Annotated in this window: 11 protein-coding genes; 6 read left to right on the top strand and 5 right to left on the bottom strand. The window is 62.1% G+C overall.

All coding sequences use genetic code 11. The annotated features are described in order from the left end of the window. Window positions 1-56: 56 nt before the first annotated feature. Window positions 57-1,571 (top strand): sensor histidine kinase, encoded by a 1,515-nt coding sequence (locus INT29_RS03465; RefSeq protein WP_193070737.1) that lies wholly within the window; start codon window positions 57-59, stop codon window positions 1,569-1,571. A gap of 323 nt (window positions 1,572-1,894) precedes the next feature. Here INT29_RS03465 and INT29_RS03460 read toward each other — a convergent pair whose 3' ends face one another. Further along, the gene (locus INT29_RS03460; protein ID WP_009884680.1) at window positions 1,895-2,143 is read right to left on the bottom strand and encodes a WhiB family transcriptional regulator; all 249 of its coding nucleotides are present in this window, start codon (window positions 2,141-2,143) and stop codon (window positions 1,895-1,897) included. Window positions 2,144-2,513: 370 nt separating this feature from the next. Between INT29_RS03460 and INT29_RS03455 the strand changes: the two genes are divergently transcribed. From INT29_RS03455 to INT29_RS03440, 4 genes are all read left to right on the top strand, one after another. Then, window positions 2,514-3,068 (top strand): gamma carbonic anhydrase family protein, encoded by a 555-nt coding sequence (locus INT29_RS03455; protein ID WP_101569809.1) that lies wholly within the window; start codon window positions 2,514-2,516, stop codon window positions 3,066-3,068. Between the two features lie 145 nt (window positions 3,069-3,213). After that, entirely contained in the window at window positions 3,214-4,632 is a 1,419-nt protein-coding gene (locus INT29_RS03450; protein ID WP_101569810.1) for an NAD(P)H-quinone dehydrogenase, read from the top strand. Window positions 4,633-4,751: 119 nt separating this feature from the next. Next, entirely contained in the window at window positions 4,752-5,093 is a 342-nt protein-coding gene (locus tag INT29_RS03445) for a YciI family protein (RefSeq protein ID WP_101569811.1), read from the top strand. After that, entirely contained in the window at window positions 5,093-6,409 is a 1,317-nt protein-coding gene (locus INT29_RS03440) for an RNA polymerase sigma factor (RefSeq protein ID WP_193070736.1), read from the top strand. The genes INT29_RS03445 and INT29_RS03440 overlap by 1 nt, the downstream gene beginning before the upstream one ends. On the opposite strand, the gene INT29_RS03435 is transcribed toward INT29_RS03440, so the two are convergent. From INT29_RS03435 to INT29_RS03425, 3 genes are all read right to left on the bottom strand, one after another. Then, window positions 6,390-8,198: an acetyl/propionyl/methylcrotonyl-CoA carboxylase subunit alpha gene (locus tag INT29_RS03435; protein ID WP_193070735.1), complete on the bottom strand. Its 1,809-nt coding sequence runs from the start codon at window positions 8,196-8,198 to the stop codon at window positions 6,390-6,392. The genes INT29_RS03440 and INT29_RS03435 overlap by 20 nt on opposite strands. Before the next feature lie 123 nt (window positions 8,199-8,321). Further along, complete coding sequence (locus tag INT29_RS03430) at window positions 8,322-8,990, bottom strand: Maf family protein (protein ID WP_193070734.1); 669 nt, start codon at window positions 8,988-8,990, stop codon at window positions 8,322-8,324. After that, the gene (locus INT29_RS03425) at window positions 8,987-9,967 is read right to left on the bottom strand and encodes an SGNH/GDSL hydrolase family protein (RefSeq protein ID WP_319020827.1); all 981 of its coding nucleotides are present in this window, start codon (window positions 9,965-9,967) and stop codon (window positions 8,987-8,989) included. The genes INT29_RS03430 and INT29_RS03425 overlap by 4 nt, the downstream gene beginning before the upstream one ends. A 65-nt stretch (window positions 9,968-10,032) precedes the next feature. On the opposite strand from INT29_RS03425, the gene INT29_RS03420 reads away from it, so the two are divergent. Continuing rightward, window positions 10,033-11,391, top strand: a complete 1,359-nt coding sequence (locus tag INT29_RS03420; RefSeq protein WP_193070733.1) for an AI-2E family transporter — start codon at window positions 10,033-10,035, stop codon at window positions 11,389-11,391. Window positions 11,392-11,501: 110 nt separating this feature from the next. On the opposite strand, the gene greA is transcribed toward INT29_RS03420, so the two are convergent. Continuing rightward, the gene (greA, locus tag INT29_RS03415; protein ID WP_101569816.1) at window positions 11,502-11,996 is read right to left on the bottom strand and encodes a transcription elongation factor GreA; all 495 of its coding nucleotides are present in this window, start codon (window positions 11,994-11,996) and stop codon (window positions 11,502-11,504) included. Between the last annotated feature and the right edge of the window lie 89 nt (window positions 11,997-12,085).

The raw sequence follows: 12,085 nt of genomic DNA, 5'->3' as shown, positions 1-12,085 counted from the left end.
GAGGTCTGGGCCACCATCATCGGCCTGCGCCGTTGCCCATCCGGAAGAAGAACACAGTGCTCAACGAACTCCTGGCCGCCGAAGGCATCACCGACGAGAATGACGTCGAACACATCCACCTGCTGGTGGGGGACTGGCAGCTCATCTCCGACCTGTCCTTCGCCGACCTCGTGCTGTGGGTGCCGTCGGCCAGCGGTGCCTATACAGTGGTCGCGCACTCGCGCCCGACCACCGGCGCGACTCTGTTCAACCGTGACCTCATCGGAGCTCGGGCCACCGGACTCGAGCGCGAACTCCTGGACGCGACCGTGGACTCCCGTGAGCTGGTGACGAAGGTGGCGCAGGCGAAATCGCTGGGCGTCAATGCCGGCACCGAGGACACGGACGTCTCTGCCGAGGCTGTGCCCCTTGTCCGTGGGGGAGAGACCATCGCCATCATGGTCCGGTACTCCGAAGAGATCCGTCGGCGCGGTTCTTCACGTCTTGAGAAGTTCTACCGCCAGTCTGCGATGTCGTTGCTGACAATGATCGCGCAGGGTGCTTTCCCCGACCGCGAGGCTCCCAGCGGTGCCCGGCATGGTGAACCACGCGTTGGCGACGGAATCTTCATCCTTGACCGCGATTCCCATGTCGAGTACGCGTCACCGAACGCAGTCTCGCTCATGCACCGTCTTGGGCACCGGGGCGAGATCGAAGGGGACTACCTCGCCGAGGTGGTCTCAAGTCTGAGCACGGAGCTGCGTCAGGTCGATGAGACTCTGCCGCTCGTACTCACCGGCCGTGCCCCGTGGCGGACCGAGCTCGAAGTCGGCCGCACGAGTGTGTCGCTGCGGGCGATTCCGCTGACCGATGACGGTACGCGGACCGGCGCGATCGTCCTGGCCAGGGATGTTTCAGAGATCAGACGACGCAAGCGTGAACTGCTCTCCCGCGATGCGATGATCAAAGAGATGCACCACCGGGTCAAGAACAACCTGCAGACCGTTTCAGCACTGCTCCGCCTGCAGACACGTCGGATCGACAGCCCCGAGGCGAAGAGCGCTCTGACGGAGGCGATGCGCCGAGTCTCCATCATCGCCGTCGTCCATGATGTGCTCAGCCAGGGCGTCGAGTCGGAGGTCGATTTCGATGAGGTCGTCGACAAGGGGCTGCGTCTGACTCCCGAACTGACGAGCCCGCTGGTGCAGATCAGCCTCAAACGCTGCGGCAGCTTCGGCACGATCTCTTCGGCTGATGCCACCTCGATGGCCTTGGCGATCACCGAACTCATCACCAATGCGATCGAACACGGGTTCCCCGTTTCGGAGCAGGAGAATCTCGCCCCGGGTGAGACCCTCACCGGTCATGTGTGGGTGACTCCGGAACGCGATGGCGATCACCTGCATGTGACGATCGCCGATGACGGCGTAGGACTGGGAGAGAACCACAGTCCGGGCAACGGGTTGGGCACGCAGATCGTGAAGACCCTGGTGTCGGCAGACTTGGCGGGTTCGATCGAATGGAAGGAACGCGAGGGCGGCGGAACTATGGCCCTTCTCGACGTGCCGCTGCGCCCCGACTCCTACGACTGATGGTGCGCCGACGCTCTGAATCGCGTATCGCCTACGGGTGCTCGTAAATCAGCTTGTTGCAGACCGCCGATTCGGCACTGATGGTGCGGGGTGAGTCGGCGACAAGCTGATTTGTCACCGCGGGGGTGAATAGGACCCTGCGGCATGAATTGCAAATTGCGCTATAAGAACGTCTCGTGTTCGAAGCTCGCGGGGAATGCGCCGTGGCCTGAAGCGCTCGGATATGTGCGTACACGATTGAGTCCCTTTTTCGGAATGCGAAGATCTCGTATTCCGAAAAAGGGACTCAAATTGCGACCGACAGTCGCTAGCCGCTGAAAGACTCAGCCGGCGCGACGGGCACGTGCGGCGCGACGTTTGAGCGCACGGCGCTCATCCTCGCTGAGTCCGCCCCAGACTCCAGCATCCTGTCCGGATTCCAGAGCCCACTGCAGGCAGGTCTCGACTACTTCACAGCGGCGGCATACAGTCTTGGCCTCTTCGATCTGAAGCAGGGCGGGGCCGGTGTTTCCGATCGGGAAGAACAGTTCCGGATCCTCGTTGAGGCATGCTGCACGATGTCGCCAATCCATGGTGACCTTTCGACGAATTAAGTGAACGCGGTGTACGACACCCAATTCCAGGCGCGCAACTCTCTTACCCAAGGTTCACATAACCGTTTTGGGCACACAAGGGTAATGCAGTGTGAAATTTCTGACAAATATTTTTCTCATTGTCCTGCTATGGGGGCCTTGACGCAAATTCGTCCACTATGCGTCCCCTTGCAGCACTAGGGAACGGCGGCATCATGATGCCACCGCTTCTCTGAAGTCGTGCAATTTCACGGCTAGACTGGCGATGAAACGACTGGTCACCTCGGCGGCGGTCCGAAGTTGCCGCGGTGTCAGTCGACACCGAGAATCGAATCGCACTGTGAAGCAACCGTGAACCAATGGAGGACTCATGACAACAGACAATCTGACCCATGCCCGCATCATCTCGGTCGGTGGGCACACCCCGCAGGTCGATCCGGGTGCGTTCATCGCCGCCGGTGCCACGCTGGTCGGCGATGTGAGGGTGAAGAAGGGTGCCAGCGTCTTCTACGGCTGCGTGCTCCGCGCAGAGGCCGCCCCGATCACCATCGGCGAGGACTCGAACGTGCAGGACAACACGGTCATGCACACGGATGAAGGCAAGCCCGTGGTGATCGGTGCACGAGTCTCCATCGGACATCAGGCTCTTGTCCATGGGGCTGTGGTCGACGATGACGTCCTCATCGGCATGCACGCCACCGTCCTCAACGATGCCCATGTGGGTTCCGAATCGCTCGTTGCCGCAGGGGCGATCGTCCTCGAAGGCACCGATATTCCGCCACGGTCGCTCGTGGCAGGAGTCCCGGCGAAGGTGCGCAGAGAGATGACAGATGACGGTGTTGAGAAGGTGCGCCAGAACGCGCAGTCTTATCTGCGCCTGTCCGCACTCCACCGTGATACAGCTGAAGTCGTCGACGGACTCTGAGCCACTCCGGGTTCTGCATCGCCTTGAAGTCTGAGATGCTTCGGTCTCAGATGCATTCGATGGCCCCTGCGAACCAGCGCATCGGTGGTTGTCGGAACCGAAGCGTCCATTCGCCCTCTCGTCCGCTATTTGAGAGGATTGCTCTGTGAACACTGAATTTGAATCCACTGCAGATCGAGTCGTCATCATTGGTGGTGGCCCAGGCGGATACGAAGCCGCACTGGTTGCCGCCCAGCTGGGTGCGGACGTGATGCTCATCGAGCGCAACCGTTGTGGTGGGGCCGCCGTCCTCACAGACGTTGTACCGTCCAAGTCGCTCATCGCCACGGCCGAGATGATGGAAGAGATCGGCCGCTCGGACAGCCTGGGCATCCGCATCTACGACAGTGAGGGCGACGATGGCGATACGGTCATCGCCGACCTCAAGGCAGTCAACAAGCGCATCCTGTCCCTGGCCGACGCTCAGGCCAACGACATCTACGAAGGTCTCACCCGCGCCGGTGTGAAGGTGATCCAAGGAACCGCGACACTGGCCGACCGTGACCATGTCGATGTCGTCGAAGAAGGCGGCACGGAGTACACGCTCGAAGCGTCGACTATCCTGCTGTCTGTGGGCTCCCACCCTCGTGAGCTCGACTCCGCCAAGCCGGATGGAGAGCGAATCCTCACCTGGACTCAGCTCTACGGGCTCGATGAGCTGCCCGAGCACCTCATCGTCGTCGGTTCCGGTGTCACCGGTGCGGAGTTCGCATCTGCCTACCGTGCACTGGGAACGAAGGTCACTCTCGTCTCCTCCCGTGAGAAGGTTCTGCCCGGTCAGGACGAGGACGCAGCCGACGTGTTGGAGTTCGTGTTCCGCAATAAGGGCATGAACGTCCTCTCCCGCTCACGTGCCGACTCGGTCACGCGGACCGAAGACGGAGTCGAGGTGGTTCTGTCCGATGGACGTCGAGTCGAAGGCTCACACTGTCTGATGGCGGTCGGTTCCATCCCCAACACCGATGATTTGGGGCTGAAGACCGCGAAGATCAAGGTCAGCGACTCCGGTCATATCAAGGTCGACGGAGTTTCGCGCACCTCCCGCGCAGGCGTATACGCTGCCGGTGACTGCACCGGAGTGCTGCCCCTGGCCTCCGTGGCGGCAATGCAGGGTCGGATTGCGATGTTCCATGCGCTCGGCGATGCCGTGCAGCCACTGAAGATTCGTCACGTGGCATCAAACGTGTTCACAGCCCCTGAGATTGCGACCGTCGGCTTCACCCAGTCCGACTATCGCGAGAACTCGACTGACATCGATACGGCGATGCTGCCACTGGACACGAACCCTCGCGCCAAGATGCTGGGCATCAAGGACGGATTCGTCAAGCTCTTCGCCCGCCGAGGTTCGGGTTCGATTCTGGGCGGTGTCGTCGTTGGTCCCCGTGCCAGTGAGCTCATCCTGCCCATCACCATGGCCGTGGAGAACCGCCTGACAGTCGATCAGCTCTCCGCATCGTTTGCCGTGTACCCGTCGGTGAGCGGATCCCTGACCGAGGCTTCACGGCAGCTGCACCGCCATCTGTAGGAGAATTCTTTCTCTGAAGTGTCGATATCGAGGTCCTTCACCCGTCAGTATGGTGTTAGGCACCTTCGCCTGACGTGCTCAGCTCAAGGCTGGCGCACATTTGACGCAAGGAGAGAGACATGAAGTACGTACTTCTGCTCATGGGAAATGCTGGCGACGCCGAATGCGGTGCTGATGAGGGACCTGATCCCAGTGAGTTCATGGCCTTCGACGAGGAGATCAACGCCGCAGGCATCGTCGTCGGCGGATTTGCCCTCGAAGGTCCCGAGACCGGTGTGCGGGTCAGTACCCGGGCCACTGAAACAATCGTCACGTCGGGGCCTTTCGCCGAAGGCGGGGAATTCGTCGGCGGAAGCTACGTTATCGAAGTCGCCGACATCGACGAGGCGATCGCATGGGCTAAGAAGAGTCCGGGCTCCACGCTCGGTCACATCGAGATACGGCCTCTTGCCGATTACTGATGGTCTCCGCAGGCACAGCCGAGCAGCTGGCAGTCGCCCAGATCCTTCGCACCATCGATGCCGAGGATCGTGGGCGACTGCTTGCAGCTCTGGCAACACAGTTTCGTGATCTCGACCTAGCCGAGGACGTCCTCCAAGAGGCCATGGTGCGCGCATTGGAAACGTGGGCCAGCCGGGGCGTGCCGCAGAATCCGCGGGCATGGCTGCTCACGGTCGCGAAGAATCGAGCACTCGACATCATACGCTCTGACGCGGTGAAGGCACGCCGACTTGCGAGTGTTCCAATCGAACACCAGGATACCGGTGGTGATCACCTGGACCATGCAGTCCGCCTCGGCGACGAATTGAGTTCTGTGAACATTCCCGACGAACGACTTGGCCTGTTCTTCACCTGCTCACACTCGACGTTGAAGGAACGGGAGAAGATTGCTCTGATCATGCGCTTCCTCGCGGGTCTGAGCACAGTCGAGGTTGCGGCAGCGTTCCTCGTGGATACAAGGACGATGCAGCAGCGGATCGTCAGAGCCAAGAAGCGTATCACCACGACGGGCATTCCCTTCGGCAGACCCAGCACGGAACAATTGCGCGAGCGCCTTCCCGGTGTGCTGCGCGTCGTCTACCTCATCTTCACTCAGGGGTACACACCAACGACCGGCAGCGCACACAGTCGAACCGATCTGCAGGAGGAAGCGATAGCACTGGCACGACTGCTGGTGACGCTGGTGCCGCACGAGACCGAGGCCAGAGGCCTGCTCTCACTGCTGTTGCTCACGGCGTCCCGAGCGCAGGCACGAACTGACTCAGCCGGTGTGCCGGTTCCCCTGGCAGAGCAAGATCGCAGATCGTGGGATTCGCAGCTCATTGCCGAAGGGCTGAGCTTGGCGCTGACGGCCGCAGGAGAGACTGAAGCCGGCCCCTACACAGTGCAGGCAACGATCGCGGCGCTTCACGCCGAAGCCGCCACCTATTCGGAGACCGACTGGGAACAGATACTCGTTCTCTACGGCATTCTCTCAAGACTGGAGCCTGGGCCTGTTGTGTCGCTGAACCGAGCCGTGGCCATGGGGAAAGCAAAGGGGCCAGAGGCCGGACTCAACGCACTCGAGGAACTGGCCGCGCATCCAGGGTTGGAAGACTATCGCCCCTTCCATATTGCGCATGCCCTCACACTCAATGAATTGGGGATGCCCGAACAGGCAGAGAGAGCCTTCAGGAAGGCACTGGGCTGTCTGGGAAATGACGCCGAATCAGACTACATCGAGACTCAGATCAGGGATCTGCTGTCCGGAAAAGATCTCAGGCGGCGAAGCGGATGATCGGCTCGCCCGACCTCACTGCGACACCGGAGTCGACAAGCACCTCGGAGACGGTTCCGGAATGACCGGCCTTGAGTGGCTGCTCCATCTTCATCGCCTCGATCACGGCCAGAGTGTCGCCGGCCTCGACCGTGTCACCGGCAGCGACAGCCACCGACACGATCGTTCCCTGCATGGGGGCGTTGAGCGAGTTCGAATCGTCGGCCAGCTGAGCTCCCTTGCGGCTGAGGCTGCGCTTGCGGCGCGGCACAGTGGGGCTGGGGACATGCCCGAGGTCCGAGATGACGTCCTTGGGGACCGAAACGGTCATCCGACGGCCATCGACCTCGACCACAACACTGAAACTATCGGTTGCTGTGCTCATCTGATCTCCTGTTTGCGGGTCGGCGAGTGGATTCACGAACGTGGTTTCGAGCCAATTCGTCCAGACCTCGAAGTCCTGAGCGAAGGCCTTCTCTGAGACGAGAACACGGTGGAGGGGCAGCAGAGTCGATACGCCCTCGATGCGGTATTCGTCCAAGGCGCGTCGGGCCCGCGCCAGCGCCTGGTTCCTGTCGGTTCCGGTGATGATGAGTTTGGCCAGCATCGGGTCGAAGTCCGTGCCGACGACGCTGCCTTCGCCGATGCCGGAGTCCAGGCGCACGCCCGGCCCGGCTGGAGCCCGGTGGTTCTTCACTGTTCCTGTGGCAGGGAAATACGTTGTGGGGTCTTCGGCGTTGATCCGGAACTGGATTGAGTGACCACGGACCTGTGGGAATACCTCCGGCAGGTGTTCTCCCGAGGCGATGCGCAGCTGCCACCCGACGAGGTCGACTCCTGTGACCTCTTCTGTCACGGTGTGCTCTACCTGGATGCGCGCATTGGCTTCCATGAAGATAATGGTGCCGTCTGCACCCAATAGGAACTCGCATGTGGCAGCGCCTACATAGCCGACATGGGCGAGGACTCGGATGGAGGCTTCGGTGACGAGGCGTTCCTGGTCGGAGCTGAGGAACGGCGCTGGCGCTTCCTCGACGATCTTCTGGTTCCGGCGCTGCAGAGTGCAGTCGCGGGTCGACAGCACATGCACGTTGCCATGGGCGTCGGCAAGGCACTGCGTCTCGATATGGCGCGGGCGCACGATCTGCTTCTCGATGAGACATTCGCCGCGTCCGAAGGCGCTGAGCGCTTCACGGGTAGCCGCGGTGTAGGCGGTCTCGAGATCCTCGGCTGCAGCACAGGCGCGAAAGCCGCGCCCGCCGCCGCCGTGCACGGCCTTGATGACGACGGGATAGCCGATCCGCTGGGCCACCTCGGCGGCCTCTGCGAGATCCGCGACGGCACCGTCGGAGCCGGGAGCTACCGGAGCGGAAACCGCCTCGGCGACTTCGCGAGCTCCGGACTTGTCGCCCAGGAGCTCGATCGCCGACGGGGGAGGACCGATCCAGGTCAGGCCGGCATCGATCACGGCCTGGGCGAACAGTGCATTCTCCGCCAGATAGCCGTAGCCAGGGTGGATCGCATCGGCGCCTGAGCGCTTGGCCAGGGCGAGGATCTTGTCGATGTCGAGGTAAGTCTCCCCGGGGCCGGATCCGTCGAGGAGCCAGGCATCGTCGGCCAGGTGCACGAAATCGGCGTCCGAGTCCGCGCGGGTGTAGACGGCGATGGCTTTGACACCGAGGTCGCGTGCCGCCCGGATGATGCGCAGTGCAATCTCACCGCGGTTGGCGATGAGGACGCGACGCACAGCAGCTGTGGGGACGCGAGTGTGCAACGGTGCAGGCGACTGTTCGGGGAGAACTGTGGTCATGGCGCTCCTTTGTATGATCACAGAACAATTTAGAGATCGGCACCAAGCGTTTGTAGGTCAGAGATAAAAACATAGGCCGAAAACTTCAATGGCTTCGGGCGTGTTCGACCGCTGTCAGCGATTCTACTCGCGTAGGGACCACAGATCGGGCCAGAACAGGCCCGCGTCGCGGACCAATTCACGGACCACGGGAAGACTGAGACCGAGGACTGTGAGATGGTCACCTGCAAGCCGTTGGACGAATGCACCGCCGTACCCGTCGATGGTCAGTGCACCGGCCACGTGGAAGGGCTCCTCGGTCGCGATGTAGGCCTCGAGCTCATCGGGTGTGGGTTCGCCGATGAGCACCGAGGTCGTCGATCGCTGCGACCGGATGTCGACGAGTTCGAAGTTCGCTGTCGCCGGGTCCGCGCGTTTGAGTACGGCCAGCGTGTGCCCCGAGTGCAGAGCGGTCCACTCTCCTGCAATGTCTGCCCACACCTGGCGTGTGCGCTCAGCCGTTCCGGGTTTCCCGATCGCCTGTCCTTCATATTCGAGCAGCGAGTCCCCGGCGATGATCACCGCGGTGTCCGCTGAATCCAGCTGTGCAGGGGGAGAGGCGAGCACACGGTCGATGACGGCACGGGCTTTCGCCTGGGACAGTGCAGTGGTGAGATCGGCAATGCTGCCTTCGAAGGTGGCCTCGATTGCGGGCTCGTCGACCTCGGAGACGATGATGATCGGGTCGATTCCCGATGCGGTGAGAACCTGCCGACGGGCCGGGGACTGTGAGGCGAGGACGACGGGGATCATGAGAAGGCCTCGGTCCCGAGCACAGGATCGACGCCTTGCTCAGGTTCCGGCTGGGGCTGTGTCTTTGTTTCTGTCTGTGCCTCTGCCTGTGGTTGAGGAGCGGGCCTGCGCGCGGCCTCGCCCTTTTCCGGGATATCGAGGCTGCGGTCGACTTCGATGGGAGCCTCGATCCGATCGGCAATCGCGGCTAGGACGGTCGAGGACAACTGGGCATAGCCCAGGGTGCTGGGAAAACGCCCGGACTCATTGAGCAGCGATTTGCGTGTGGTCCCACTCAGAGAACCTGTGGCCCGCAGCGGAGTGGCGCGAGCGGCCAGTGCGGCCAGCCACTGCGAACCGGCGAGCACGCGCGAGGTTCGGCGCAGCGAAGTCTTGAGCGGGTCACGCAGCCCCGGAAGGCCGCCGAGGTTGGGGCAGACCAAGACGAACACCGTGTACCTGCCCTCGCGCTGGAGTCGATTGATCGCTTGGGTGAGGACGGGGATGCCGATGGTGCCGTGAATCGGGTGGATGATGTCGCCTGTGCCGATGGAGATGATCGCGAATCGACGCTGCTCGGTCCAGGAATCGGAGAGCTGACGCGAGAGCCAAGCGGAGCGCAGGATCTCATCGACTTGGCGTGGCAGATCTTCGGACAGGGCTGAGGGGAGCGCAGTGGACTGGACCCGAACGGTGGTGCCGAGGATGCGGCCAAGGCCACGAGCGATGAGATTCGGGGGAGCCGTCAGGGGGTCGTCGACGTCAATTCCGCAGAGCCAGGAATCGCCGATGATCGCCAGCGCAGCGGAATCCTCATCATCGTAATTGCGTGGTGGAGCGACAGCCTCGGCGACGGTGGAATACGTGCGCTGTGCGTCGTCGTCGAACGCCTTGCGGAGTGCGCCAGCCTGGTGGCGGAGGAGACCAACGGCCGACGCGCCGACACCTACAGCGGTCCCCGTCATGGTGGCCAAGGTGTACAACATGCGTTTTCCCACGAATTTCCCTCCTTTAACCGTCATCATTGCACTTCCCAGAGCCTGTCAACAACTATTGTTGAGTTATGTCTGACAATGAGAAGAAGCAATCCTCGAACCGGTTCCGTGGGGCCTGGGACGCGTTCCGCAAAGGCCGAAACGATGGCCGATCCACACCTTCTGAACCCGCCTCTTGTGTGCAGGACGTCAGCGCCGAGGAGATCGCGCACAGCCGTATCGAAGCCGAAGCTGTTCCCTATGTGGCACCGGGCCTCAAGCTCGCAGCCGCATGGTCGTGGCGGTCGCTTGTCGTGCTCGTTGCCATCGGCGTTGCGTTCTGGCTGTTGGCGAAGATCTCGAGCGTCGTTCTGCCGGTCCTCATCGCCCTCCTGCTCACGGCCCTCTTGGCGCCGTTCACCACCTGGATGGTGAAGAAGGGGCTGCCTCGAGTCGCCGCCGCTCTCATCGCGTTCCTCGGTTTCATCATCGTCGTCTCGGGGCTCTTCACCTTGGTCGGCCAGCAGATCTACTCCGGAATGCCGGACCTCGTCGACCAGGTCATCACCGGGTTCGCCGGAATCAGCGACTGGCTGTCCACCAGACCATTCGGTCTGGACGCGTCGACGATCACCCGTTATATCAACGATTCACTCGATGCGGCCACGAACTTCTTCCAGAACAACAGTTCCCAGCTGCTCGGCGGCGCCCTGCAGGCGACGTCGTCGGTCGGCACCTTCCTCACGGGTGCCGCCGTGTGCCTGTTCGCCACCTTCTTCTTCCTCTACGACGGAGAGAAGATCTTCCGCTGGGCGATGCGCCTGCTGCCTCTGCCGGCTCAGCCCATTGCCACCGGAGCTTCGGAGCGTGGCTGGACCACCCTCGTCCAGTACGTGCGTGTGCAGGTCCTCGTGGCCGGCGTCGACGCCATCGGCATCGGCATCGGTGCGGCGTTCCTCGGAATTCCGCTGGTCATTCCGATGACAGTGCTGGTGTTCCTGGCTTCGTTCGTCCCAGTCGTCGGTGCGATTGCCTCCGGTGTTGTGGCGGTGCTTGTCGCGCTGGTCTCAAGCGGGCCGGTCAGTGCCGTCATCATGCTGGCCGTGGTCATCGCAGTGCAGCAGATCGAGAGTCAGGTCCTGCAGCCGTTCCTCATGGGCAAGGCCGTGTCCGTTCACCCCTTGGCAGTCATACTCGCGGTGACCGGCGGTGGTTTCCTGTTCGGCATCGTCGGAGCACTGTTCGCTGTTCCCATGGTCGCCGTCCTCAACACAGTCGTGACCTACATCGTCCGAGCCAAGAATCCGAACAATCCCTCCGACGGTGAAGACGACGAGGCGACGGTCGTGCTGGAGCGGGCGAAGAACAAACTCGACACCGCCGTCCGCGAGGCTGCGGTGGAGACATCTGAGGGTGAATCGCCGAAAGGCAATGACGAGACCGAGTGATCCGGACTGTGCGGCTTGAGCCGCACGATGAATAGAGAAGTGGGCGGGTGATCATCACCCGCCCACTGCTCTATGTTGCTTTATGGCTGTCCCCGAATGGGGAGTTTCGATCAGCCGGAGAAAGGTTCGATGCTCTTGACCTCGACCTTGATCTCCTTGCCGTTAGGCGCTTCGTAACTGGTCTTTCCGCCGACGGTGATACCGAGTACAGCGGCGCCCAGTGGGGACTTCTCCGAAAACACGTCGATATCCGAATCGCCGGCGATCTCACGGCTGCCCAGCAGGAACCGCATGTCGTTTCCGGCCACCTTCGCGGTGACGACGGAACCGGGGGACACGGTCTTCCCATCGCTGCTGCTGGATCCGACCTTCGCAGACTGCAGGAGCACCTCGAGCTGGCGAATGCGTGCCTCTTGTTTGCCCTGCTCCTCGCGCGCCGCGTGGTAGCCGCCGTTCTCCTTCAAGTCACCCTCGTCGCGGGCGGCTTCGATCTTCTCAGCAATCTCTGCACGTCCCGGTCCGGAGAGGTGTTCAAGTTCCTGCGACAGGCGGTCGAAGGCTTCCTGAGTCAACCATGTTTCTTCCTGGGTGACATCCTCGGTCATGGGTTCTCCTTCTTCGGTTCGGTGCGCTGTCAGGCGCGTCAGGCAACGAAAAACCGGGCGTTGGGTACGCCCGGATGTTGAATGAAACT

Source organism: Brevibacterium sp. FME37, assembly GCF_014897485.1.
Taxonomy (GTDB): Bacteria; Actinomycetota; Actinomycetes; order Actinomycetales; family Brevibacteriaceae; genus Brevibacterium.
Note: the sequence above shows the minus strand (reverse complement) of the source record. Positions and strands in the feature narration are given on the sequence as shown.